General features: G+C 43.4%; 21 protein-coding genes. 17 read left to right on the forward strand and 4 right to left on the reverse strand.

Annotated features, from left to right (window positions below):
* The 4 genes from EIZ48_RS25940 to EIZ48_RS25955 all read right to left on the reverse strand — a co-directional run.
* Positions 1 to 364: hypothetical protein (locus tag EIZ48_RS25940; RefSeq protein WP_160658071.1), on the reverse strand; the 364-nt coding region annotated here is incomplete at its 3' end.
* A complete protein-coding gene (locus EIZ48_RS25945; RefSeq protein ID WP_160658073.1) occupies positions 351 to 644 on the reverse strand; it encodes a hypothetical protein in 294 nt (97 codons plus the stop codon). The genes EIZ48_RS25940 and EIZ48_RS25945, both read right to left, overlap by 14 nt.
* Complete coding sequence (locus EIZ48_RS25950) at positions 631 to 2,397, reverse strand: hypothetical protein (protein ID WP_160658075.1); 1,767 nt, start codon at positions 2,395 to 2,397, stop codon at positions 631 to 633. Before EIZ48_RS25950 ends, EIZ48_RS25945 begins: the two co-directional genes overlap by 14 nt.
* 39 nt (positions 2,398 to 2,436) lie before the next feature.
* On the reverse strand, positions 2,437 to 4,503 hold the full coding sequence (locus EIZ48_RS25955) for a serine/threonine-protein kinase (RefSeq protein ID WP_160658076.1): 2,067 nt from the start codon (positions 4,501 to 4,503) through the stop codon (positions 2,437 to 2,439).
* Positions 4,504 to 4,811: 308 nt separating this feature from the next.
* Between EIZ48_RS25955 and tagH the strand changes: the two genes are divergently transcribed.
* From tagH to EIZ48_RS26040, 17 genes are all read left to right on the forward strand, one after another.
* Positions 4,812 to 6,143: a type VI secretion system-associated FHA domain protein TagH gene (gene tagH / locus EIZ48_RS25960; RefSeq protein WP_205298615.1), complete on the forward strand. Its 1,332-nt coding sequence runs from the start codon at positions 4,812 to 4,814 to the stop codon at positions 6,141 to 6,143.
* 5 nt (positions 6,144 to 6,148) lie between these two features.
* Complete coding sequence (gene tssJ / locus EIZ48_RS25965) at positions 6,149 to 6,613, forward strand: type VI secretion system lipoprotein TssJ (RefSeq protein ID WP_160658080.1); 465 nt, start codon at positions 6,149 to 6,151, stop codon at positions 6,611 to 6,613.
* A gap of 33 nt (positions 6,614 to 6,646) precedes the next feature.
* Positions 6,647 to 7,972, forward strand: coding sequence for a type VI secretion system baseplate subunit TssK (tssK, locus tag EIZ48_RS25970; protein WP_160658081.1), 1,326 nt, complete (start codon positions 6,647 to 6,649; stop codon positions 7,970 to 7,972).
* Positions 7,973 to 7,996: 24 nt separating this feature from the next.
* Positions 7,997 to 9,304: a type VI secretion system protein TssL, long form gene (gene tssL / locus EIZ48_RS25975; RefSeq protein ID WP_160658083.1), complete on the forward strand. Its 1,308-nt coding sequence runs from the start codon at positions 7,997 to 7,999 to the stop codon at positions 9,302 to 9,304.
* A 17-nt stretch (positions 9,305 to 9,321) separates the two neighbouring features.
* Positions 9,322 to 12,873 carry a type VI secretion system membrane subunit TssM gene (gene tssM, locus EIZ48_RS25980; RefSeq protein ID WP_160658085.1) on the forward strand — a complete coding sequence of 1,184 codons (3,552 nt, stop codon included), beginning with the start codon at positions 9,322 to 9,324 and terminating at the stop codon, positions 12,871 to 12,873.
* A complete protein-coding gene (gene tagF / locus EIZ48_RS25985; protein WP_075768155.1) occupies positions 12,855 to 13,547 on the forward strand; it encodes a type VI secretion system-associated protein TagF in 693 nt (230 codons plus the stop codon). The genes tssM and tagF overlap by 19 nt, the downstream gene beginning before the upstream one ends.
* Positions 13,547 to 14,356 (forward strand): PP2C family protein-serine/threonine phosphatase, encoded by an 810-nt coding sequence (locus tag EIZ48_RS25990; protein ID WP_160658087.1) that lies wholly within the window; start codon positions 13,547 to 13,549, stop codon positions 14,354 to 14,356. Before tagF ends, EIZ48_RS25990 begins: the two co-directional genes overlap by 1 nt.
* A gap of 43 nt (positions 14,357 to 14,399) precedes the next feature.
* Complete coding sequence (gene tssA, locus EIZ48_RS25995; protein WP_160658089.1) at positions 14,400 to 15,497, forward strand: type VI secretion system protein TssA; 1,098 nt, start codon at positions 14,400 to 14,402, stop codon at positions 15,495 to 15,497.
* Positions 15,498 to 15,556: 59 nt separating this feature from the next.
* The gene (tssB, locus tag EIZ48_RS26000; protein ID WP_160658091.1) at positions 15,557 to 16,069 is read left to right on the forward strand and encodes a type VI secretion system contractile sheath small subunit; all 513 of its coding nucleotides are present in this window, start codon (positions 15,557 to 15,559) and stop codon (positions 16,067 to 16,069) included.
* Complete coding sequence (tssC, locus tag EIZ48_RS26005; RefSeq protein ID WP_160658093.1) at positions 16,066 to 17,556, forward strand: type VI secretion system contractile sheath large subunit; 1,491 nt, start codon at positions 16,066 to 16,068, stop codon at positions 17,554 to 17,556. The genes tssB and tssC (EIZ48_RS26005) overlap by 4 nt, the downstream gene beginning before the upstream one ends.
* Positions 17,557 to 17,617: 61 nt before the next feature.
* Positions 17,618 to 19,150: a type VI secretion system contractile sheath large subunit gene (gene tssC, locus EIZ48_RS26010; RefSeq protein ID WP_160658095.1), complete on the forward strand. Its 1,533-nt coding sequence runs from the start codon at positions 17,618 to 17,620 to the stop codon at positions 19,148 to 19,150.
* Between the two features lie 17 nt (positions 19,151 to 19,167).
* Positions 19,168 to 19,968: a type VI secretion system accessory protein TagJ gene (locus tag EIZ48_RS26015; protein ID WP_160658096.1), complete on the forward strand. Its 801-nt coding sequence runs from the start codon at positions 19,168 to 19,170 to the stop codon at positions 19,966 to 19,968.
* Positions 19,969 to 19,988: 20 nt separating this feature from the next.
* Entirely contained in the window at positions 19,989 to 20,462 is a 474-nt protein-coding gene (gene tssE / locus EIZ48_RS26020; protein WP_160658098.1) for a type VI secretion system baseplate subunit TssE, read from the forward strand.
* Positions 20,463 to 20,464: 2 nt separating this feature from the next.
* A complete protein-coding gene (gene tssF, locus EIZ48_RS26025) occupies positions 20,465 to 22,294 on the forward strand; it encodes a type VI secretion system baseplate subunit TssF (protein ID WP_160658099.1) in 1,830 nt (609 codons plus the stop codon).
* On the forward strand, positions 22,291 to 23,277 hold the full coding sequence (gene tssG, locus EIZ48_RS26030) for a type VI secretion system baseplate subunit TssG (protein ID WP_160658101.1): 987 nt from the start codon (positions 22,291 to 22,293) through the stop codon (positions 23,275 to 23,277). Before tssF ends, tssG begins: the two co-directional genes overlap by 4 nt.
* A 35-nt stretch (positions 23,278 to 23,312) precedes the next feature.
* Entirely contained in the window at positions 23,313 to 25,925 is a 2,613-nt protein-coding gene (gene tssH, locus EIZ48_RS26035) for a type VI secretion system ATPase TssH (RefSeq protein ID WP_160658103.1), read from the forward strand.
* Positions 25,926 to 26,183: 258 nt separating this feature from the next.
* On the forward strand, positions 26,184 to 26,675 hold the full coding sequence (locus EIZ48_RS26040; RefSeq protein ID WP_160658105.1) for an Hcp family type VI secretion system effector: 492 nt from the start codon (positions 26,184 to 26,186) through the stop codon (positions 26,673 to 26,675).
* Positions 26,676 to 26,729: the final 54 nt, after the last annotated feature.

Consider the following 26,729-nt stretch of genomic DNA (forward strand, 5'->3'; position numbering starts at 1 on the left):
CATCAATGCATGAGGGAATAAATTTCAAATACTCACTTTTTATTAGTAAGCGTCCGTGTTTGGCTAAACTTAAGAGGCGATCCATAGGCATTTCCATTTCCCAGTATACGCACTCACTATCTTTTGGGTTGCTGGCATGAAAATTAAGCGTGCCATCCATGTAGATATACCTGAGTGTTCCCAGCATTTCAGGTTTTACAGGCAGGGGAAGGTCATGGTTTTCTGCCCGCTCTTTGAGCCAGGTTAACTGGGCAATCATTCGCCCTTCAGGAGTATTGTCTGTTGAATCAAACCCTGCAAATTTATTGAGTAGCAAGTTGCAGTTGTCTATAATATCGATATGTTGTTCGCTAGTGGTTGGCATTTGTTTGGTTCCTTATTGATTTGATATATGAGGGCTTAACCGCAACTTGCTGGCCTCCGCCATCCATCAGCTTGGGGATGAGTTCGGTGGTGTAACCATTTTCTCCTTTGTATTGCAACAGTTCTGAAGCTTGGCCAATGGTTGATTTTACTACTGAGGTATCCTCGGTGATCTCTGCAATATCAATGGCATTAGCAGCATTAAAGCACGGCAGGGCGAGATAATTTTTAACGCCCTCTTTATCCCATTTGCCACCTCGATAAAATTTAATTTTTGACATCCAGGAAGCCAGCTTCATCAGCCCAGTATGCCGATGTTGGGATTTCTTTGTTAAAGCCTTTGGTAGTAAAACCGTACAGTTTCTCCCCAGCTTGAATCCTATCTACTCGGAAGCTATCTTCACCAGAACTGAGAATTTCTTCAACCTTATTGCCCTTCCAATCTTGCGTCTCGAGAGCTTCTCGAGCTGCGCTGTCACTTAGAGATAGATTATCCATATCAACTTTTCGTTTAGTTTCAAACGATTTAGCAACCTCATCGAAATTTGGTGTCAGGCCATCACGGTTATGAAGACCTGCATGCGGTGCCTGGCTGAAAGCTTTTTGTTCAAACCATTCTGCATCGAGTTTTAGCAGCTTAATTTCACTCGGCACTTCCGCACCATCAGGCCTCTTGATCTGATGTGTAATATGACCATTGGTTCTGCCACGTTTCTGTTTGAATTGTGCTTTTTGTTTGAGCTGTTTGGTGAGCTGTTTTAATAATGTGCCGAGTTCAGAGAACTTGCTGATATGGCGTGCTTTGCTGGGTACTGAGCCTGCTGCACCGATACCGCCAGTTGATGACGCTAATAAGGCCGTGAGAACTATTTCAAAGATTGCACTACCTGCAATGTAATTCCATTCAAGCTCGTGTTGAGCGGCCACATAATCTTTGGCAAAATCAATTAATGCATTTTGCGTGGCTGGATCACTGTTTACAAAACTCGCAACTTCATAGGCTTCTGCAAACATTTCTTTATTGATGGCGGCCGGATCAAACCCGAGAGCGATCACAAGTTCCTTGTGATGCTGCTCAAGATAATTATCGGCAAAGGTTGTTACCCAGTTATCGGTGACAGTGTCATTAGTTTGCCAGGCGGCGATGTAGATGCGGGTGAGGTAAGCGAGCATACTATTTATTGAGTAGTTTGTAGCAATACTTTCAAGCATGCCTGCACCGGCATCAAAAACACCTCTTGCTCTTTGTTCTACACGTTTAAGCCACTTCTCTGCCGAGTTTAGCTTTTGATATTCGGTTTCGAGTGCCAAGGCTTCGGCATTTTGGGCTGCGATGATGGACTTAAGAAGGAAACCTATTTGGTTACGTGTTGTGACAATCTCTGCTTCTGTAATTGGTTTACCAAATATGACCTCGACATCACCAGCCTGTAAATTGTCGAAGTGTTGAGTTCCACTATTGTCCAGTTCCCCTTTATGAACGGTACCGCAAGATAGGGTTTTTACTGTGTATGGAATATTTACTGCAGGTTTACCATTTGGTAGTGAGCAGGATATATCTAACACCTCTAGTTTATCGTTATTTGTTAAGTCTTTACCGCCTTGCTCTAAATTGCGGGAGGGGGCGATAGGTTGTAATGGCTCAACCTTGCTGGAACTCGCCATTGGAACATCCGCATTGGTGGCATCTGGTGGGGAAGGTAAAAGGTTGTCAACACAAAATACCAAGAATTCCCCGTGAGCCATGCGATTGCTGAGTTCATCGATGATTTCATCTTTGGACTTATGATGCTGAAGCTGGCTTGGACAAAGCTGGTGATATAAGCGATACAGATTGAACTGATACCCCCACGAACTACAGTGGGTGCGAAGAAGTCGGTCTGCCCAGTATTTATTCTTGTATTGGTCTTTCGCAAGGCCAGGATCACCATTAAGCGCGCGGTGGGGTGGGGCTATGACATAACAAAGCCCTACAGCATCGACCAGCAGCGTCTGGTTTAATTTAGCGTTGGCGAGAGATGTATTGAAATGCACAGTTACCTCTTACTTGACAGTACGGGCCGATAAATAGGGTTAATAAGCCGAGCGTGCCTTTTCTACTTCGGCAAAAAGGTTGTTAGCCTTTTTCATCACCATGTTTGCGGTTCGCCCTTTATTGGCTTTCAGGAGAGCTTCAGAAAAATTCAAGTACTCGGTTGCCATAGCGAGACGTATTTGTATGAGAGGGGAGAAATCATCTGGCAACTGTTCCGCAATCTTTCCGACATCATTGTTTAAGGCATCGAGCTGAGTTACATTTTTAATGTTGCCTAGTCTTGTATTCAATTCATCAAAGCTGTTTTGATAATAAAGTGCAGCGGCTTGGTATGGATACTCGGCAAGTGTCCCTTCGCTTAGACTCGATTGGTAATCTGTCATGATTTGAATGGATTCTTTTAATTTTCTTCCGGCAGCGAGTTGTGATTGCTGACTTGAGGTATTGGAGAATAGTAATTCGCCAACATGGATTAGCTGCCTAATCGATGCTAGATCAAGGTTCTTTTCTGCATCTTCAAAGGATTTAGAGAAAGTTTTGTTGGCCTTTTCTGTTGGTTTAAATTGATACTCGAAGGAAACCTGGTTCAGATCGGCAAGTAGCTGAGCAATATCATCATCACCATCTGGATGATACTGGCCCCTTTCCAGCAATGTATTTAGTCTTTGAACCAGGATCTTTACAGTTGATTGCCAACTCGCTGTTATTTCTTCCGAGATGCTATACAGGACGAGTGAATCGGGGTAGAGGTTCTGAGCATTGATAAGTTCTTTTTCGATAGCGTAGTAATCGGGATAACGCTCATGGCGGTTATTCAGAATGTTATTAATTCGCTGTTCGTACACAGAGATGATTTGCTGATGCTTTTGCCTAAGCAGCCCATCTATTAGTAGCGGCTTGTCTTTGGGTAGCGTCGGTAGTGCTGCGATAAATTGAGATGGTGTTAGCTGAGTGAGCTGGTGTTCCTCTTGCGAAGCCTGATTGGATAGCAGCAAGCGGGCGGAAAGCTGTTCAATGTGTTTGTCTTGTTGCTGATAACCATAGCCTAGGCTTAAAGCAACACAGAGCGTTGCTGTTACGATTGCAATTTTGGGAGCAAGACGGGTGTTTAATTGATCTTGAAGTTCAGAGAAGCTTGCTATCCGCTTATCCGCACTAAAATCTAGCCCTTGACGCAATGTTCGCCATTTAATGAAATTTAAGTGGTTGGGCTTTACTGCGGTCATTCCTGATTGCTGTGCTATATCTGCGGGCTTACGGTCAAAAGGGTGCTGGCTAGTTAGCAGTTCATAGGCAATGGTACTAAAGGCAAAAATATCATCTTTTGCCTCAGGCTCTTTTCCCTGCAATAGAGCTGGTGATGCATAGGTTGGGGTATACCCGCAGAGAGCATTGGTCTCATGCTGAGCTTCTGCAGAGTAATCGTCGGTATGTAAACTAAATGCCTTTGAGACACCAAAGTCAAAGAGCTTAATTGTGCCGTCGCGGGTAAGCATAATATTGCTAGGTTTTAAGTCGGCATGGATAACACCTTGGCTGTGTGCATACTTTAGGGCAGAAATGATCTGATTTAATAGTGTAATTGCACTTTTGAAAGGGAGGCCATTTGGCCGAGATCGCCGTATAACCTCTTCGAGTGTTTCACCATCGAGCCATTCCATGACGAGGTATGGGGCGAGCTTATCACCGCCAAAATCGAATACGCGAATGATGTTGGGGTGACTCAGTTGTTGGGTTTTTTGTGCTTCCCTGATTAAGATTTTCGCCGCCCCTGATTGGTTCAAGTATTCCCTTTGAAGGACTTTCAGTGCGACATAGGGTTCGGCATTTCCAGATGCTTCCCGTAGCAGATCGGTTGCCTGGTATACATCGCACATACCGCCATGGCCAATCAGTCTTTCGATCCGATAGCGATCTTTAATGACTTTGCCTTCTAGCGATTGACTATTACAAGGGGAGCTTGTTGGTCCAATGTCAGGAGTGGTTGTTTTTTGTGTTGATTTGTTAGAGATGCCAGTGAGGACTGGGGCCAAGTTATCTGCTTCACGTTTCTTAGATGAGGTGTCGTTTTTAGAAGAGATATTATCCCTGTCAATGTTTTCCATGATTGCTATTTCCTAACATAATCGCGCTACAGCTGCTGTATGTGTAATGAATAACAATGAACCTATTATCTACCTACTGGATAATAAGAGGAATGCGGTCAAGCACTGAGTTATTTATAGGCTATGTAACAACGAACATTTCATTTTTATGAAGTGTGTGGGATAAATGGATGTGGTTGATAAACCTTCGTTGATATTTATTAATCCTGTTCTTAGTATCGCGTCCAAGAAATGTCACTCTGAATGAGTGGTTTAATTACAATATTGTTTTTAATATGCTTTATATTCAATATTGTCAGTTTACTTAAATGGCTAGTGATGCAGTTATGGAATTGACACTCTCAATAGTAAGTTATCATCGTTTTACGTCTGAGTTAGAAGCAAAGAAAACATTTGTTTTTAATAGAGAGTGTGAAAAATACATGATTGGTCGTTCTCAGCACTGTGACTGGTGCCTACCTGATCCAGAGCGAGTGATTTCAGGAAAACATGCAAATATTGAAATGAAAGGCGATAAACTCGTCATTGCTGACATTTCAACCAACGGAGTTTATATTAATCGATCAATTAAGCCATTGGGTAATGGGGAATATGCCGTTCTTTCTGATGGAGATTGTATTTCATTTGGCGACTATGAAATTGAAGTATCATTGGGTGGCTCAGGGAAAGCTCTAACTACTGCAAATGTTTATAGTGAACAAGCTCCAGTGCTAGAAAATGAAAGCTTTGCGATACCTGCCAATTGCTTGACTAATACGGACCATGTTGAGGACAAATATACACAACCTTCAATAGCGAGAAGTACATTGTCCGTATTTACAAGTCAGGTGGAAGATAATTTTATGGTACCTTCAAGCAGTAATATTTCGCCTGGTTTAGACCAACAAGAATTACCTATACCTGAAGATTGGAGCTTGGATCTAACACAAGCGCCATTAGAGCAATTATTAGATGTGGAAGTTAGTCAAGGTGTTGAATTAAAGAGTGAAAATACCAGTGGTAAAGAAACATCAACTCAAGGGCAGTTCTTCAGCAAAGTTGATAATGAGCTCGATGATAATCCTGGAAGCCTCAGTGCTTTTGTACGAGGGTTAGGTATCAGCCCTAACATGCTCCCTGCAGAGCAAGACGAGCAGTGGTGGTATGAGTTAGGTGTGTCAATGCAATGTTTAATGACTGGACTTATGGATTCGTTACATCAACGTGCAGCTTTTAAACAGACTAGTCGATTAAACCAGACACACTTTAAACGACAAGAAAACAATCCGTTGAAGTTTTCTGCCACTTTTGATGATGCTATTCATAACTTGTTTAACAGGAGAAGTGCGAGTTTTTTACCGCCAGAGCAAGCCATTAAAGAAGCATTCTCGGATATAGGTAACCATGAAAAAGCATTGTTAGCAGGCGTGAAAGGTGCTGTTGAGGGAATTATTAAAACACTTTCACCTGAATCAATTGAAAGTGCTCGCACCGAGCATGATTTTTGGAATCGATTTAATCCTAACCGTACAAAAGTAAATAGATGGAACACATATGAATCTTTATATAGAAGGGTTGAGGAAGACTTAGAAACAAGTAGTGGAATATATTGTTGGGATGATTTTGTGAAAGCTTATGAATCAAGTTTAAGACAGGGATAATAGGAATGATTAGAGCTGGTTATCTTAAGGCTGTGTTTGTTGTAGTGTGTTCGCTGTTAATTAATGCCTGTACGGTTGCTAATTATGTTGTTCCTGCCTACACCACATTAAAATTTGAGGTGTCCCATGATGTTAACCCGGATTTAAATGGCCGGGCATCACCAGTAGTGGTGAAAGTTTTTGAAATTTCATCCAAAACCATATTTGAAACCCAAGATTTTTTTTCATTATATGATGAACCAGAAGGTTATCTTGGTCCTGACTTAATTATAAGTTCAGAATTTGAACTTGCGCCTAATTCAAAATATGAACATGAGTTGACGTTGGCCCCAGGCGTTCGTTACGCGGGGATCGTAGTTGCCTATCGTGATATTGAAAATGCCCGCTGGCGAGAGCTAATTGAAATTGATAAGAGTGACTACCGAACTGTCAAAGTCAATGTCGGTGGTTTGGCGGTATTTGCAAACTAGCCATATAGAAGTGTGTGTTTAAGGAATAGCATCATGAGCGAATATAGCCGAGTTGCGTGGACTGAAGGGATGTTTTTACGTCCTCAGCATTTTCAACAGCAGGAAAGATTTCTGTTGAATGAGTTAAGTGAACAGGTTAATCAGGACTCGAGTTATTCATGGGGAGTATTCGACTACATTGTCGACGAAGCATTGCTTAACCATGGCAAACTCGGAATTGAAGCTATTTCTGCGCGCTTTCAGGATGGTAGTGTCGTAAATTGCCCTAAACGCGATCCTTTACCTGTTGCCCTTAAGCTTGATAAAAGCGTTAGAGAAAAAATAGTTTTTCTGGCGATACCCACCGAGCAGGTAGGTAGGGTGAATATCGCTGCTGCTGATAGCACCCAGGTGACACGATACCATTTCGAAGACCGTGAAGTTGCCGATTATGCCGTCGGTAGTGATGCTGTGGATGTATTACAGCTAGCAAAAGTGTCCCTCGAACTGAAGCTCTCTGGGGATAGCCTGTCGGGTTATCTCACCTTACCTGTTGCCCGGGTGATAGAAGTCAGTGATGAAGGCAGGGTAGTCCTTGATGAGAAATATATTCCTCCCTGCCTGAGTGCACAGCGTAATAAAGTCATTAAGCGCTATTTATCTGAACTGAGTGGAATGATTAAGCTTCGGGCTGACAGTGTTGCCAGTCGATTAAGCCAGGGACAAGGGACTGCCAGTTCAATAGCCGATTTTTTATTACTTCAGGTGCTCAATCGATACGAGCCGTTGCTAAGTCATTTTGAAGTTACTGATGGATTGCACCCAGAAACTCTTTGTCGATACTTGCTTGCAATGGCTGGTGAAATGGCAACCTTTTCAGGGGAGACAAAGCGCCCCCCCGAGCTGCCAGTGTATTTACACGATGATCTTACCAGGGTAATGGGTAACCTGATGATTGTATTAAATCAGTATATGAGTGCAGTGCTTGAACAAACGGCGTTGCAGTTACCGATAGAAGCGACAAAGTTCGGTATCCGCGTTGCAGCTGTCTCCGATAAAGGGTTGTTAGAAAGGGCTATATTCGTTTTAGCGGTTAAGGCTGATATTCCAAACGAGGAGTTACGTCGACGTTTTCCTGCTCAGGTTAAGATTGGACCTGTAGAGCACATACGAGATCTTGTTAATAACCAGTTGCCTGGTATCGCTACGACTGCTTTGCCTGTAGCGCCAAGGCAGATTCCCTATCACTCGGGGTATCACTATTTTCAGTTAGATAAAAGTAACGACTATTGGCATCGGTTGAGTGCCAGTGGCGGAATCGCCTTACACCTTTCTGGCAAATACCCGGAACTGGATATGCAGCTGTGGGCAATTAACTAATATGGGCAGGCAAGGGACTCGTTAATGTCAGAAGCAACTTTTATAAAGCCTCGTCCTGGTGTTCGCGGCAAGACCGCAGGCACCAAGAACGAAAAAAAGAAAGAGCAGCCGCATACTGCTGAGCAAACTGTTGTATTAACCAAAATAAAGTCCGGGAATCAGTTTAGCGGATTGATGCCCCTCGGAAGAAACCCATTGATTGAAGAGGCTAGCTCGCTGTTTTCACTTGTTGGCCAGATACGAGCTACAGCCGATCATACTGATGTTGCCTTTTTTCAACAGTGTTGCAATGGCTTGGTACAAGACTATGAAAACCGTTTACGTCGACTGTCGATTGCCAGCGAGACAGCTGATGCTGCACGCTATTGTATTTGTTCGTTCATTGATGAGACGGTGCTAAATACTGTTTGGGGGGGGCATTCAAATTGGTCCACAGAAAGTTTGCTGTCCACATTTCACGCCGAAACGTTTGGTGGAGAGTATTTTTATACCCTTCTTGATAATGCGTTGAATGAACCGACAGCTAATTTGCAGTTGCTTGAATTTCAGTATTTATGCCTTTCACTAGGCTTTGTCGGCAAAATGCGAGTCGAAGAACGTGGAATGGAAAGGCTCGAAATCTATCGAGACAGACTTTATCAAGTGATTTCCAGCGAGAAGGGTGATGATGAAGTACCGCTTTGCCCTAGCTGGAGCGAGTCTGTGGTTCATACCACAAAGCCTAAAACAGACTGTCCTCTTTGGGTATGGGTATCCGTGTTAGGTGCTATCACCCTGGCAATATATATGGCGTTTAGTTATTCCATCAATGCTAGATCTGATCTCGCATTTGCAGCCATTAACAATTTGGCCAGATGGGAACCTAAAGAATCAGTATCACCAACGAAGACTGCGCCCGATTCTCTGTATTTGCAACAGCTATTACAAAGCGAAGTAGAAAGGGGCGCATTGGAGCTTGTTGAGCTACCCGACCGTGTCCGAATTATCCTGAACTCTAACGAGCTGTTTTTATCCGGTAGTGCCGAAGTTCGGGAGGCCCTGATCCCGTTACTTTCCAAAGTGGCCAGAGCTTTGGAGTCAACTCACGGGCGTATATTGATTACCGGGCATACAGATGATCAACCTATTTTTACATCTCGATACCCTTCTAATTGGCATTTGTCACTGGCAAGAGCAACAGCAGTCGCCAACTCAATGGCACTAGGGACAGACTTACATGGCCGCTTATGGCCTGAAGGATTAGGAGACTCAAACCCGAGAAAGACGAACGATAGCCCCGAGAACAGAGCAAGCAATCGGCGTGTTGAAATTGATTTACTGCATTTACAATAAAGGGTTGGACTAAATTGATGTTCAAAAATGGATTATTGAGACGAGTAAAGGATGTGTTCTGCTCTAAGTGGGCGGTTTCCTTATTGGGATTATTAGCCCTCTCTTTATTAATTTGGTTTGGTGGCCCCCTGGTTGCCATTGCTGGTGCTGAACCTCTATCCGGCCCAGTTTCAAGGTTGGTTGTATTGTTGGTGCTTGCCTTGTTGTGGGGCGCTATAAACATCAGTTCTCAGAAAAAGAGTCAAAAGAACAATGATCATGCCGTGAAAACCTTATTAGACGGCGAAGAGGAAAACAATACTGATCTTGCATCGAAGAAGGAGATAGACACTCTACGCTCTCGCATTGTTCAGGCGCTTGAAGTACTAAATAGTTCGTCACTTGTTCGAGGTAAAAGTGTCTATCAGCTGCCCTGGTATATCCTTATTGGCCCTCCGGGAACGGGTAAAACGACAGCACTAAATAACTCTGGCCTGGAGTTTCCTCTAAAGGATCAACTAGGCAACGATCCGCTGGCCGGTATTGGCGGAACACGACATTGTGATTGGTGGTTTACCAATAAGGCCGTATTGATAGATACAGCCGGTCGCTATACAACACAGGATAGTAACAGCGAACAGGATTCAAAAGCTTGGCTTGGTTTTCTTGGCCTTCTCAAAAAATACAGGACCCGCCGCCCTATAAACGGAGCGATAGTAACAGTCAGCCTAGCTAGCTTGCTGACGCAAACCAAAACAGAGCGAAATCTTCATGCTCGTGCAATAAAACACAGAATTCAGGAGTTACAAAACCAGCTTGGTATGCACTTTCCGGTCTACGTCATTTTAACTAAGGCTGATTTAGTCGCCGGTTTTAGTGAATATTTTGCGGATTTAAACCAAGAACAGCGAGAACAAGTATGGGGGATGACATTTCCGGTTAAAGCCGAGGATCCTGAGCGCGGTGTTGTCGCACTGTTCAACCGTGAGTTTCACCATATGCTCCGGTGCCTGGTAGAACGGATGAACAACCGAATGCAAAATGTGCGCGGGATTGAACAGCGTACGTTGGTGTATGAGTTTCCCAAACAGCTTCGTTCTCTACAGGCTGCTGCTGATGACTTCCTCAAAGAGGTATTCACCCCCAATAGTTTTGAAGAAGCGCCAATGCTGCGCGGGGTCTTTATTGCCAGTGCAACTCAGGAAGGTCTCCCGATTGATCGGGTTATGGCAGAAAACTCCGGTGGAATGGGGTTAAGCCAGGTACCGTTGAAGCAGCCTGGCTCAGACACAAAGGGTTACTTTATTAAACGGCTGTTTGAGGAAGTGATCTTTCCTGAGCAGTATCTGGGTACCAATAACCGAAGCCACCAAAAGCAGAATCGGTGGTTAAGGCGCAGTGTACTGGCGTGTTGTTTAATCTTGATGTCAGCAGCCAGTGCTGTTTGGTTTAACAGCTACCGATGGAATCAATCTTTGATCACTCAAGCTACAGTTGCCGTTGATGAATATCAGCAGTTTGTTTCCCCTGGGTTGAGTGAAGAGACTGATGTGGTAACGCTGGCACATGCTTTGGATAAGCTTAAAGATATTCCTGCCGGTCATAGTGAAATAATGCTTGGTTCTGAAGAGGTTCATCGTAGTGGACTTTATCAGGGAGAGAAGATTGGGCAGCCGGCAAAAGCTGCCTATGAGCGTGCATTGCAAGGGTACTTTGCCCCTTATCTGGCTGAGTCTCTAACAAAAGAGATGGCAGAAAATGTTAGCTATTTAGAGTACCTCTACGAAACACTGAAAACGTATTTGATGCTGTTTGATGCAGAACATTATGAAGAAACACAAGTTACCAGTTGGTTCTCTGTGTATTTTGACCGAAGTTTTCCTGGAGAGGTCAATATTTTGCTTCGTCAATCACTAATGGAGCATACCCGAAACCTGTTAAAAATGGGTATTACCCGTCTCGCTACCGATGCCAATGCAATACAGACGGCAAGAAGTGTCTTAACTCAGATGCCGTTGTCAGAAAGAGCCTATCAGCGGCTGAAGATTGAGTATCTTGATAGTCACATACCTGAGTTTAGATTAACCGATGTACTGGGGGCCGATAGTCACAGTATTTTTGAACGACAAAGCGGTAAGGCATTGTCTGAAGGTATTCCTGGTTTATATACGTACAGTGGCTTCCATCGTATTTTTCAACTGGAGAATAAAAGAATAGTCAATAACCTTATGGAGGACAGCTGGGTATATGGCGATGAGCTATTACTCGGCGAATCGGCACAGAAACAGGTGACCCAGTCTGTTAACGATAAATATTATCGGGACTATGTCTACCATTGGACCCAGTTACTTGGTGATTTGAAGCTCAAACCTTACCGCAATGCCAGAGACGGCCTTGCTCAGGCGGCAATTTTAGCGGGTTCGGAGCAGCCGTTAGAAAGCCTGATCATTGGTGTGCAGAAGCAACTGCGTTTAACGGCAATACCTGTTAGCGACAATGCCAAAGCTGTCGGTGAAGTTACTGCTAATGCAGCCAGCGTGGCACTTGAACATAAGAAATCAAGAATTTCTCGTTACTTACCCAACGAAATGCCGGAGGTTAACATTGACTTGCCGGGTAAGGTAATAGAGGACAAGTTCACATCATTGTTGGCTATTAGTGAAAGTGAACTCAGCGCTTTAAATGACTCCTTGGTGATGCTGCATAATGTTTTGGCCGAGTTAAAAGCAACAGGAAATAGAGGCGGTGCGGTCTATAAAAGCGTGTTGAGTGGCAATGCACAGGGTGGGTTGAATAGTGAGCTAAACCAAATTCAAGATTTTCTGCCACAACCATTCGAACAATGGGTTAATCAGCTCGAGATCCAAACCATGAAGCTGGCAAAGCAGGGTTCGAGAACTCACCTGAATACCATTTGGAAAGATACTGTTTTACGCGAATACACTGCGGCGATTGAGGGCAAATATCCGTTTAGCAACCGGGCGCGAAAAGACGTTAGACTGAAAGATTTTGGCCAATTTTTTGGGTACGGCGGTACGATGGACCGTTTCTTTACCGCTCATCTTGAGCCTTATGTTGATACGTCAAAACACAGTTGGCGGTTTACTAAAAATATTGGTGTCAGCAAAGCGTCATTGAATGCTTTTGAGCGAGCAAGGCGGATTAGGAATGTCTTTTTTGAGCCTGGAAGTCAGGTGCCTAAGGTCGAGTTCGGTATTAAATCAGTTTATTTAGACCAGCATATCAGCAACTTTAAATTTGAGCTTGGTGGACAGTCGATGATGTATCGTCACGGGCCAACGCGAGTGGTGCCGTTTACCTGGCCCTGGAGAGGGGAATCATCAAAGGTACGATTGGTATTTACACCACCCCAGTCTGGCTACTCGATTACCAAGAGCTATGCGGGAAGTTGGGGGCTCTTCAGGATGCTGGATGAGGCTGCAAGACACAGAAGCAAAACGCGAAAAGATCATCTTGTGAAAATTGAAGTCAAAGGAAGCCGAGCGGAGCTTCAATTATTACCCAATAGTGTGGCGCATCCATTTTGGTCTAAAGATATAGAGAGGTTCTCTTGTCCGACAACATTATAGAGCCGGCTTTTGGATATTTTGGAAAGATCCCTGACCGGGGGGACTTTATCCAGGCTCACCTCTCTCCTGAATTTGTAAAACCGTGGAATGACTGGCTTCAGGCAACACTGGCTGTCAGTCGCGAGCAATTGGGAGAGCAATGGCTTGATTACTATTTAACGAGCCCTATATGGCACTTCGTATTATCGCCAGGGGTTTGTGGAGATAGTTGTGTGGCTGGAACGCTAATGCCAAGTATTGATCAGGTGGGACGCCACTTTTATTTTACTTTGGCATCGGCGGTTGATTGCCCAGCAGTACGTTGCTGGCTTGGTAAAGAGTGGAGCCTGATGACTGAAGAGCACGTATTGAAGTTATTGGACGAGCCTACTGAACTTGATGTGTGGATTTCAGAATTAGATTCAGCCGCGATGTTTCAGCAAGCAAGTCTATATCAGCAAATTACTCAGATTGAGACAGATAACAGTGACTATATGGTGTTACAGGATGGCTTGGAATACCACTCGGAATTTGTGCTGCACCGGGAGTTAAGGCAAAGGTTTGAGCGATATTGCATATGGTGGACGTCGGGCTCAGAGCAAATAGCAGAATGCACGCTGGTGACAAAGGGAATGCCGTTAGTCAGCCAGTTTTCAGCCATGTTAGATGGTAACTGGGAGAAATGGGGATGGTAATGAAATCCAAAGATACTCACTGGCGCTTCGTCTCGTTTGCACAGACTCATGCAGGCAAGGTACGGCCGTATAACGAAGATGCATATCTGGACTGTACTCTGGAAGGTGTATGGCTTGTCGCTGATGGCATGGGAGGTCATAAGGCCGGTGATGTTGCCAGCAAGATGTTGGTTGATACAGTTCAGCAGCATGTCAAAGCACTGCCTCAGGCATCTCTTGGAATTGATAACCTGAGAAAAGCGCTGGAAGAGGCAAACAGTCGAATCTTTGAGTATTCGCAACGCTACCTCGAAGGGGAGACAATAGGGTCCACGGTTGTTTTACTGTTTGTCAGAGACGGGCTATACCACTGCTTATGGGTAGGTGATAGCCGAATGTACTTGCTACGTCAGCAGCAGCTGGTGCAAAAAACACGAGATCATAGCCAGGTTATGGATATGGTTGAGCAAGGATTGATTTGTGCTGAAGAAGCAGAAAACCATCCGATGGCAAATGTGATAACTCGGGCAGTTGGTGTTGACGCTAATGTTGTCATTGATCAGATATCCGGGGAGCTGGCATGGGGTGATCAATTTTTGCTGTGTACTGATGGCCTGACAAAAGAATTGCCGGATACGCATATGTTGCATTGCATGCAATCCAGTGTAGTAACAGATTCGGGCTTGGCCTTGATGCATTCGGCGTTAGTGAAGGGCGCATCAGATAATGTGACCTGTATATTGATTCGAGCGACAAGCAGTGGTCTGGATAATCATGACGGAATAGGAAGTGATGATACTGTCCCCTTATTTAACTATTCCAGACAGTAAATATTTATAGCGAAGTACTTAAATAAATAACCGTAGGTTAATCATGGAATATCCCATTATTGATATTGAGGCGTTGAAAACGCCGATATCAGATGAAATGCCCACTGGAAAAGATCCTCGTAGTGATACTTCTCCTTATTCTTCATATTATTCATTGAAAGATGTTCGAAATAATGCTCGTTCATCTGAAAGAAATGCATTGGTTGATAATGAACCTTTATTAAACTTCTCTCATCTTTGGAAAGATATTTTAGAGCAGGTTCCAAGTTTATTGGTATCAGAATGTAAGGATCTGGAATTTACAGCTTGGTATATTGAAGCTTTGGTAAGAAATTATGGATTTCGTGGTTTATCAGCTGGATTTAGAGTTGCAACAATATTAATTGAAGCGTTTTGGCAAGAACTGTATCCGCTACCCGATGAAGATGGTGATGAAACGAGGATAGCTCCCTTGATGGGGCTTAATGGCATCGATGGCGAAGGAACGTTATTGATGCCGATATCGTGTATTCCCTTAACGGAGTGTTACGGTGATCAGGCGTATTCGCTCTGGGAGTACGAACAAGCACTTGAAATAGAACGTCTCGATGAGGACAAGAAAAATCAACGTATTAACGCTGGCGGCGTTGCGCTTAAAGATGTTCAGGATGCGGTTAATGCATCTGAGGCCTCTTTTTATCATCAGTTATATAACGATATCCAGGTGTCGCTTGAGAGCTATCGTGCGCTAGTCGATTCGATGGATCGTGCATGCGGTTTTCCAATACCTACGTCCCATATATCCAAGCGTTTACAGGCTTGTCTTGATGCTGTGAGCTATCTGGCTGAAGACAAGTTGAATGAGCAGCAGGATGAAGAGGTTGAGTTGTCAGTTGTTGATACCGGTGAGCAAGAAAAACGATCAGCGCCTGCTTTTCATTGTCAATTGAAATCTCGTCACGAGGCAATAAGTAATCTAAAGCAAATTGCCGATTTTTTTAAGAAAACAGAACCTCATTCCCCAATGGCTTATGCCATTGAACAAGTAGTACGTTGGAGTGATATGGCGCTGCCAGACTTATTGGAAGAGCTGATCACTAATGATGAGGCAAGGAAAGGATATTTCCGGCTAGCTGGAATAGTATCAAAAAATAATGCATGACACTGTGTGCTGTAAGTTACAAATAATCTTAAATTGATGTAATTAATAGGGAGTTTAGGATGGATAGTATCCACGGGAAATTATCACGGGTTCGTAAGCCAAGGGTACATATTACCTATGATGTTGAAACTGAAGGTGCGAGTGTAAAAAAAGAACTCGCTTTCGTTGTTGGTGTGATGGGTGACTTTGCCGGGCAAAATATAGATGGATTAAAACCAATAAAAGACCGTCGTTTTGTCCAGATTGACCGGGATAATTTTGATGATGTTTTAAACCGGATGAACCCTAAGCTTAAATTTAAAGTCGATAATAAGCTGGCTGATGATAATACTGAGTTAGATGTTTCTCTTAGTTTTACATCAATGGCTGATTTTGAACCTGCCGCTATTGTTAACCAAGTAGAGCCATTGCGGAAGTTGATGGAAACACGTAATAAACTTCGAGACCTCATGACTAAAGTGGATCGTTCTGAAGAGCTTGAGAACATCCTGGAGACGGTACTGAACAATACCGACGACTTGCACAAGCTATCTGATGAATTGAACCAAGGGACAAAGGAGCCTACAGAATGAATATTCAAACCGCTGACGTTCTTGATGCCGCCGTTGAGGAAAGAACGACGTCCTTGTTGGAGCAGGCTATATCGGCAACGAAGCAAACTGAAAGTAGTCGCGCAGAAGAGTTGCTGCGCACATTAACCGAAGAAGCGCTAAAGGGAACAGTTACTTGGAACAAAAACCTGACAGTTACCTTTAGAGATACAATTGCTGCCTTGGATAAGACTATTTCCATTCAGCTTGCGGAAATCATGCATCGTGAGCAATTCCAGAAACTCGAGGGTAGCTGGCGTGGGATGAACCATTTGGTTATGAATTCTGATACTGGCCAGAAGTTGAAGGTCAGAATGTTTAATATGAGTAAAAAAGAATTGCATAAGGATCTGAGCAAAGCGGTCGAGTTCGATCAAAGCCAAGTCTTTAAGAAAGTGTATGAAGCCGAGTTTGGTACACCGGGTGGAGAGCCTTATGGTGCACTTATAGGTGACTATGAATTTACCAATCATCCAGAAGATATCGAAACCCTTAGTCTGATGTCGAATGTGGCTGCTGCTGGCTTCTCACCGTTTTTATCTGCGGCTTCTCCGACGTTATTTGGTTTTAATGAGTGGGCAGAATTGAATAAGCCTCGTGATTTGGAGAAAGTCTTCGAATCGATAGAGTACACCAAGTGGCGTTCATTCAGAGAAAGTGAAGATTCTCGTTTTGTCACTTTAACTATGCCGCGAGTATTGGCTCGTATGCCATACGGTGAAGCATCTATACGGACTGAAGCATTTTGTTATGAAGAATTTAGCATAGATCCTACGTCGGGGTTAGCGGAGAATGTTGGTCATGATGACTATTGTTGGATGAACTCCTCATATGTACTAGGTACTAGATTAACTAATGCATTTTCAAAATATGGTTTTTGTACCGCAATTCGAGGGGCTGAAGGGGGGGGGCGAGTAGATAATTTAGCTTCACATATCGTTGTAAGTGAAGACGGCGATCCAGATTTAAAATGCCCAACAGAAATAGGTATTACTGATCGTCGAGAAGCTGAGCTGGGTAAATTGGGATTCTTGCCCTTGTGCCATTATAAAAATACTAACTATGCAGTGTTCTTCGGGGCGCAAACTTGTCAAAAACCTAAGATCCATGATGAACCAGACGCAACGGCAAATGCTGCTATTTCTGCACGCTTACCCTACATTATGGCCACCTCACGCTTTGCACATTATCTCAAGGTAATGGCTAGAGATAAAATAGGCAGCTTTGTGGAGGCTGATGATGTGGAAGCATGGTTAAATCGTTGGATTTTATCTTATGTCAATGCTTCAGAGGGAGGGGGGCAAGAGATTAGAGCCAAATATCCACTTGCAGACGCAAAGGTTCAAGTAAAGGAAATCCCGGGGCAGCCTGGTGCTTACAATGCTATCGCATGGCTTCGTCCTTGGTTACAGATGGAAGAGCTGACATCGTCATTGCGTTTGGTTGCAAAAATTCCAGAAATTGGTTAGTAGGTAAACTTCAGAAAGTTGACAGTTAGCCAGCTTTCTGTTTTTTTAGGGTCTTGGGTTGATGCGAACATCGCTTTTTTTTCTAGAAACTGAACAATTAGATTCAAGCACTTACGAGAGTGCTGTTGACTCAGCATGGTATGCCCAGACAGATCTTATTGAGCACTTTTTGAGTACAGATGATGACTATTGGTCATTACGAATCTGGCTTGAAAAAGACAATAGCAACTATTGTTGGTCATCATGTACACGCGAGAGTGTTCGTCTTGTACTGTTACGGTCAATTACAGCTCTTGATGATAGAATTAATGATCAAGTTAATGCAATTATCCATCATGATGTGTTTCAAAAGTTAGAAGCAAGTTGGCGTGGGCTAGCTTATTTAACAGATCAGTTGTTTGAATCTGATACAGAATTAGCATGTAAGATTAAGCTGCTTAATCTTACATGGAAAGAATTGAGCCGTGATATTAATCGCGCAATTGAATTTGACCAGAGCGATTTTTTTAAGTTGGTTTATAGTAATGAATTCAACATGCCTGGTGGCGAACCTTTTGGTTTGTTGATTGGTGACTATAAAATATCACATAAACCCATGGTTGACGTTACAGCTAATGATATTGATACCTTAATAGGTATTAGCCAGATAGCAGCAGCCTCTTTTTCCCCTTTTATTACAGCAGCAGCCCCATCATTATTTGGAGTTAATTATTATTCTGAACTTGCTAGTGTTGCGGATATTCAGTCGCAATTTTCGCAAGTTGACTATAAAAAATGGCAAAGATTAAGAGAAGTGGAGGATACCCGGTTTTTAGGGTTGGCGATTCCACACATATTGATGCGTGAACCATACAAAAACAATGGTTCACGTAAAGAAAGTTTTTTCTTCGAAGAGAAAATTGATGATTCTCAATCAGATCATTTGTGGGGGAATGCCGCTTATGGATTTGCCGCTGTGGCTTTAAAAGCGTTTACAGAGTCTGGTTGGTTTAGCCAAATCCGTGGTTTTCAGGCTGGACAATATAAAAGAGGGCTTGTGTTTAATCTTCCGACTTGTGGCTTTAACGCTACGAGACGGATTCAGCAGTGCAAACCCTCTGTCGATTTACAAGTTGGAGATCGGTTGGAAAAACAGCTCTCTGATTGTGGATTCATTCCTGTTTCGCCTGTTCCATTTACCGAAAATCTGGTTTTGTTGAGTAACTCATCGGTGAATCAGCCAGGGAGCTATGAATTGGACGGAGCGCAGGTTAATGCACGGATATCATCAATGTTGCAATACGTAATGTCTGTATCAAGGTTTGCGCACTATATCAAGGTCATGGGGCGTGACAAGGTCGGTGGATTTACAACAGCAGAAAGCCTAGAGAGAGAATTTCAGCAATGGCTTTTTAACTACACAACATCGTCAGATGATGCATCGGAGGAAATGTGTTTTCGCTATCCATTGAGTGAAGCGCGAATCAAAATAACAGAAAAGTCAGGACAAGTTGGGAATTATTATTCTGTAATTCACTTAAGACCACATTTTCAATTGGATAATATGGTTTCTACTATTCGTTTGGTCACTGAGCTATCTCCAAAAATAAGTTAATTATGAGTGTTTAATATATGAGTAATATAAGTAGTTTGCTTCAACAAGCCAAGGTAGTGGAAGCTATCAGGCTTATCGAAAATCAGTTGCAAGAAAAGCCAAAAGATGTGGATCTACGCAGCCAATTTATTGAACTGCTGTGTATTGACGGGCAGTTAGAAAGAGCGGATAAGCAGCTTAATTTGTTAGTTCAACAGAATCCTGCGTACCTTGTTGGCGCGACAAATGTAAGGCAACTGATTAGGGCTGCTCAAGCGCGATTAGATTTTGCAAATGGTGCTGCTTCTGCTTCTATTGTAAGGAAAGCAGATGACTCATTATCGGCTTTGGTGATGTTACGATTGGCTCTTAACGAAAACGATGATATTCAAGTAATTGAAAGTGCAAGGCAATTAGAAGTAAACCGCAATGATGTTGTAATGGTCATCAATGAGATAGAACGAGAAAGGCTAAGAGATCTTGACGATACTCTGGCGGATTATCTAGAAGTCTTTGGCACTAATGGTCAATATTATTTAGTACCGTTTGACGCATTAATTAGTTTGGAACTTCAGCCTGTCACCTCATTGATTGAACAGGTTTGGCGTAAGGTTGAAATTGATATCGAAGGTGGGTTGAGCGGTGAAGCCTTTGTTCCTATGACTTATATTGGTAGTAATACAGGTGCACAAAAGCTTGGCAGAGAAACTGACTGGCTTGCAGTTAATGATACTGGTGTTTGTGTTGGTGTCGGCCAGAAAATGTTTTTGTTTGGTGATGATGCGTTGTCTTTTTCTCAGATAAATCAACTGAAAACTAAACATATAGCTATGGTATGAATTTGAAGGAATAAGGAGCTATGAAACCAACTCAACAGCTATTGCCGTCATTACTCGATCGATTGATTGATGACTCTCCTGAATTTGGGAATGATGTTATCCAGCCTTTTACATGGAAAGACATGCGCAATAGCGTTCGGCGTGATTTAGAAAACTTGTTGAATGCAAAAGTGAGTTGGCTCATCTGGCCTAAATGGTGCAAAGAGTTGGATCGCTCGATATTTGCTTATGGATTGCCAGACTTTTCGGCAATGCCACTAAGTAGTTCAAATGGACGGCAAGTTTTGTGTCGTATTATTGAAGAAACTATTAGGAAATTTGAGCCCAGATTTCTTGATGTGACGGTCACGGTTGTAAGTGAGGAACAGCCGTTAGACCGGGTATTACGGCTAAGAATACATGCATTATTCCATGCAATACCGGAACCGGAAGAAGTGATTTTTGATTCGGAAGTAGAACCGGTTTGCTTGGGTATTCAAATAAATGAGTCATAACGATGAGTGATGAGATATTAAAGTACTACAATAGAGAGCTTGCATATATTCGTCATATGGGTGCTGAGTTTGCGAAACGTTATCCCAAGGTGGCTGGTCGAATAAAGTTGAGTGACGAACATGTAGAAGATCCGCATGTCTCAAGGTTAATCGAAAGTTTTGCTCTGCTTACTGCTCAGATCCGACAAAACTTGGATGATAGTTTTCCCCAGTTGACTGAGGCTCTGATTGGGCAATTGTTTCCTGATTACCATGCGACGATTCCGTCGATGGCTATCATAAAGATGACTACGCAGAACATCACCGATAACGGTTTTCTTCTTGCCAAGGGCAGCGCTGTTGAAAGCCGGGTAAGCGGTTATAAAACATGCCATTTTTCGACATGTTACGATACTCAGCTATGGCCTGTTGAGGTGAGTTTTGCCAGTTTTGAAAATGCACCGTTTAAAGCGCCCAACCCCAACTTTACGAAACAAGCGAAATCGGTACTGAAGCTAACCCTGAGTGGTGAGTTCGATAATATCGAACTCAAAGTTCTGGGCATTGAAAAGTTACGTTTCTACCTAAATGGGCAAGCTCAGCTGACCTATTTACTGTATCAACTGATTTTTAAATCTGCCGTTGGCATCTCGATTGCTGCCAGAGGCCAACAGATAGCGACACAATACCTTCAGCCGCGCCATATTGCGCAAGTAGGTTTTGATGATAATCATGAAGTCGTGCCTTATCAGAAACATAGCTTTAGCGGCTATCGGTTGCTGGTTGAACATTTTTTGTTCCCGGAAAAGTTTGCGTTTTTTGAGCTGGTTGATCTAGACCCTGATTGGTTCGGTGACAGTCATGAAATTGATTTGTACATCTATTTTGACGAGACAGCGGATGTGCTGCCCAAGCAGTTAACGGCAGATAACGTACTGCTAGGGTGCACACCAATTATTAATCTATTCGAGCAGGAACTGGAACCGGTTGCTTTAAAGCCTGGTTATGAAGAATATCCCTTAATACCTCGTTATGATGATGCTGATATATGCGAGGTCATTCAGCTAATGAAGGTTGAGGCGTTTGAACAGCATAATAATAGTGTGCCTGTTTCGTCTTTTTATGGTGGCGGAAACAACAACTATCTGGCTGAAAATGAATTATTTTGGACGATTCGGCGAGAGCAATCCGACTGGGCTGGTGGGCATGCTGAGCCGGGGTGCGATACTTATCTAGCTGTTATTGAACCTAACGCAGCACATTTTAACGTCGATGAATATGAGCATTGGCTGGTTACTGTGAAAGCGTTGTGCAGTAACAGGAACCTTCCCGTACGATTGCCCTATGGTGGCGGGCAGCCTGCAATGAGTGTGGTTCAACGAACAGATTCGTTGAAGGAGGTTCGATGCTTGACGGCTCCGACGTCGCCGGTACGCCCGAAGCTTCATGAAAGTACTCGTTGGCAGTTGGCTAAGCATCTGACGCTTAATCAGTTTTCGGGAGAAGCTGGTTTGGTAACGTTGAAAGAAACCTTGAAACTGTATGACTTTGAACAATCACCGCAGAGCAAGGCGCTTGTCGAGGCGATCACCGCAATGGAAGTATCGTCAGCCAATGCAAGAGTCGTTCAGAATGGCAGGATTGGGTTCTGCCATGGTTCAGATATCGAAATTGAATTTGAAAGTAGTGATTTGTCGGGCATGAACTTGTTTTTCTTCGGCTGTGTTCTGAGTCAATTTTTCTCACAGTTTACCGCCATAAATAGTTTTACACGTTTGGCAATTCGTATTCGCGGACAATCACGAATTCTTCATTGCTGGCCAGCAAGAGCTGGGGGCAAAGAGTTGCTATGAAGCTAAAGAGGATAATTAACCAGTTAGATAAAGATGATTTTTACCAGTCTGTTTATACCTTGCAACGAGTTATGCAAGGGGGATCTTTTCGTGATGAATTGGGAACAGATACCTTGCCCAGAAATGAGCAGATACGGTTTTCCGTTTCACAACAGCTGGGTTTTCCTGGTTCAGCTATAGAGAAAATCAACGAAAATACATCCGACGATGGTCGAACGCGAATTGATGTCAGTGTCAACAGTATGGGGCTTACAGGGCCAAGTGGCGTTCTTCCGCGCCATTATACCGAGTTACTCATCCAGCGATCGCGTCTCAAAGATGTCGCTATCCGTGATTTTTTTGATTTGTTCAATCATCGTCTCATAGCGTTGAACTATCGCGCCTGGGAAAAATACCAATTTCCGGCTCAGTATGAGCGTTCATTGTCAGGTAACTCGACACCTTCAGATGATGTGCTTCGAGCATTATCAGGCGCTACGCAGGATGCAGAAGTATCACTCGGTGGATTGTTTGCACAGCCGATCAGAAAAACCAAGAGCCTTCAGCAAATTTTGATGTTCCTAAGTGGGTGTAAGGTCATGGTTCATGAATTTGTTGGGCGATGGCTCTTTCTGGAGCATACAGAGCAAACTCGCCTTGCTTCACGTATCGAGCCGGAGGGGCAGCATGCGCAGCTGGGAGTGAGTTCGATCCTGGGTAAGCGGGTGTGGGATCTTTGTTCAGCCATAGAAATTGAGATTCAACCGAGTGAGCAGGCGAAAGCGATGGAATTGATGACCGAAGGCAGTTTGTTGTCGGTGTTAAAAAATGTCACTCGTCAGTACGTCCCAGCATCTATTCACGTCAGATGGAAGATTACGACAACGTATCGCAACTTGCCGGTGGCCTGCCTGGGGAGTCATGGTCCAGGGCTAGGGCTCGGTGGGGCGCTGATGGTAAGAATTGATTCAATGGACAAAGCATTAACCATTCCTGTTGGTTAGGTAGATATTTTATATAAAAGGAAAGGGATCCTTGTATGTCGACAATGACGTTGAAGTCTCTCGTAGACAAACTGGCACCAAATTGCAAATCCTTGCTCGAGTCGAGTGCCGCTCTGTGTAATAGCCGTAGTCATTTTAGTGTTGAGATCCAACACTGGTTAGCCGTAATGGTTGATGAGCCCAATGGTGATTTATCTCTAATTGCGGATCAGTTTGGTATTGAAATGGCTGAACTAAAAAATGAGTTGCACCAGGCATTGGAGCAATTTAAAACTGGCAATAGTAATACGCCGGGTCTATCTCCTCATCTCGTTGCGCTATTACGTTCAGCCTGGCTGGCTGCGACTATTGAGTTCGACGACCATCAAATTCAGTCCGTCCATCTGGTTTATGCACTACTAAACGATGAAACCATGGGCACCCTGGTGGTAAGAGGTGCCGGTCAGTTGGAAAGAATCGATCCTTCTGAGTTGCTGTTTGCATGGCCGACTATTTCCGAACAAGGATCACCGGAACAAACTGCGACTCCTGGCACCGTAAATTCAACACAGGGAAATGAGACTGTAAATCATCAGACACTGGCACAATACACGATTGATCTGACGGAGCAGGCAAAAGCAGAAGGTATTGACCCAATATTAGGCCGTGATAGTGAAATCCGGCAGATGATTGATATTTTGACCCGGCGGAGGCAGAACAACCCCATCCTGACCGGAGAAGCCGGAGTGGGTAAAACGGCAGTTGTAGAAGGACTGGCCCAGCGTATTGTATTGGGTGATGTGCCGGAATCATTAATAAATGTCTCGATTCGAGTTCTGGACTTGGCCTTGCTTCAAGCGGGTGCCGGAGTCAAGGGAGAGTTTGAAAATCGCCTGAAGAGTATTATTAAAGAAGTAAAGCAATCGCCTACTCCTATTATTTTATTCATTGATGAAGCACATACGTTAATTGGTAGCGGAGGCCAGGCGGGACAAAATGATGCAGCGAATTTAATCAAGCCAGCTCTGGCCCGAGGGGAGTTGCGCACTATCGCGGCGACAACCTGGGCTGAGTACAAGAAGTATTTTGAAAAAGATGCTGCTCTTACAAGGCGCTTTCAGGTGGTTAAAGTAGAGGAGCCTGATGAAGCAACAGCCGTTGTTATGTTACGTGGCTTGTTACCCGTTATGGAAGCCCATCATAATGTGACCATTACCGATAAGGCTCTTCATGCGGCGGTAACATTGTCTAACCGTTACATTAATGGGCGTCAGCTTCCGGACAAGGCGGTCGCATTGCTTGATACAGCTTGTGCCCGGGTTGCAATGAGTCAGGTGGGTACGCCGGGTAAGGTTGAAGATTTAGATCGCCAGCGTCAGCAGCTTAGTGACGAAATGGCGGTATTGGCCAAGGAAGAAATTACAGGAGACGATCACTCGGCGAGATTAGAGAGTTTAAGAAATAGGCTTGTCCAAGTAGAAAGCCAGTATAACGAAATGGAAAATCAGTGGCGTGACGAGAGTAACCTGGTCCAGCAGGCAAAAGCAATGTCGACCAAGCTGGTGTCCGTTTCCGAGGCGGAATCGCTGGATTTGGAAAAGGCGCAGTTGAAGGAGATTAAGTCAGTACTTGGTGAAAACCCTGAGCCTATGGTTTTTCTTCAGGTTGATGAAGTACTGGTTGCCGAAGTGATTTCGGATTGGACCGGCATTCCGTTGGGGCGGATGCAGAGTGATGAAATTAAAACCATTTTGTCGTTAAATGACAGGATGAAAGAGCGGGTTATTGGCCAAGATCATGCGTTGGATCTGATGGGGAAAGTCGTTCAAACAGCAAGAGCACAACTGAGCGATGAGCGAAAACCCGATGGCGTGTTTTTATTAACCGGCCCGAGTGGTGTAGGGAAGACAGAGTCAGCACTTGCATTGGCGGAACAGGTATATGGTAGTGAAGATAATGTAACCATTATCAATATGTCTGAATTTAAAGAGGAGCATAAAGTTTCTTTGCTGGTGGGCTCACCTCCTGGCTATGTCGGGTTTGGTGAGGGAGGGATCCTTACCGAGGCAGTAAGACGTAAACCATACAGTGTGGTATTGCTCGATGAGATGGAAAAAGCGCACCCTGGTGTTCAGGACATTTTTTACCAGGTCTTCGACAAAGGTACGCTGAAAGATGGAGAAGGCCGTGATATCGACTTCAAGAATACAATCATTATCATGACCTCGAATGTCGGCACAGAAACGACGATGGCCCTCTATGAAGATGAAGCAACCGCACCGGGCCCTGAAGGATTAAAGACGGCGATATATGATGAAATGATGGAGACATTCAAGCCTGCATTTTTGGGGCGTGTAAATATTGTCCCTTATGTACCCCTCAGCACCGAGGTGCTCGAAAAAATAGTGCACCTACAGTTAGAGCGAATTGGTAAGAGACTGAACAATAACTATAGCGCATCATTTAATTATACTGTTGATGTTGTTAATTATTTAAATAATCGTTGTTATGATCCCGGATTTGGTGCAAGAGCGATCCTAAACAACCTTCAGAATATATTGTTACCATTAATATCTAAGGTTATTTTAGAAAGATTATCAATAAAAGAAAGTATCAATAACATAGTTGTTGATATTTGCGATGATACATATGACGTAAAAATTGATTAGATTCATGAGTGCCACAGGTTTAATTGCGACGTAAATCAAAGTCCAAATCATTACTTCTTAAGTCTTATTGTTTTGGGTGTGATAATTATATTTGTTTGTCATTATATTGTTTTCCAAAGAGTATGTGTTTTAATTGTTATGTTTGCAATTAAAAGTAATCTCTTTGGTTTTTTAATTAAACTCATCATTATAAATGTTGATAGAGTTGAAAATAGAACCCGTTACAGGGATAAATCAGTAATGCTATAGGAGATTAGCATGCAATCAAATACTTATTTAAAATATGCCAAAATTAAAGGTGAAGCAACAGCTTCAGGCTTTAAAGATATGATTACTCTCTTGTCAGTAGACTGGAGCGTGGGTCGTGAAATTACTGCTTTTACTGGTACTCAGCAGGATCGTGAAGCCAGCTCTGCGCGCCTATATGATATGACTATTACTAAGCTTCAGGATAAAGCATCAACATTATTATTCAGAGAAGCAACTATCGGTAAAGGGGAGACTGCAGAGTTCTATGTTACTAAACAAGGAGGGGGGCAAGTTGAAGAGATCATGAAAATTGAGCTGACTAATGCGATGATATCTAATTATAGTGTGTCAATTCAAGATGATCGTCCTATTGAAACTATTACTATTTCATATACCGAGATGGAAATGACAGTACATCCAACAAATGATGAGAACATGCTTCAGCCTAAACTTGTATATAAATACAGTGGTGTGTATGGGCATTCAACGAATCAAGAGTAGGTTATGTTGAATTGTGACGGGATAGTTTATTTATCCCGTTTTCAATATTTTGAA

This window comes from Photobacterium alginatilyticum, from assembly GCF_009910675.1.
Lineage (GTDB): Bacteria > Pseudomonadota > Gammaproteobacteria > Enterobacterales > Vibrionaceae > Photobacterium > Photobacterium alginatilyticum.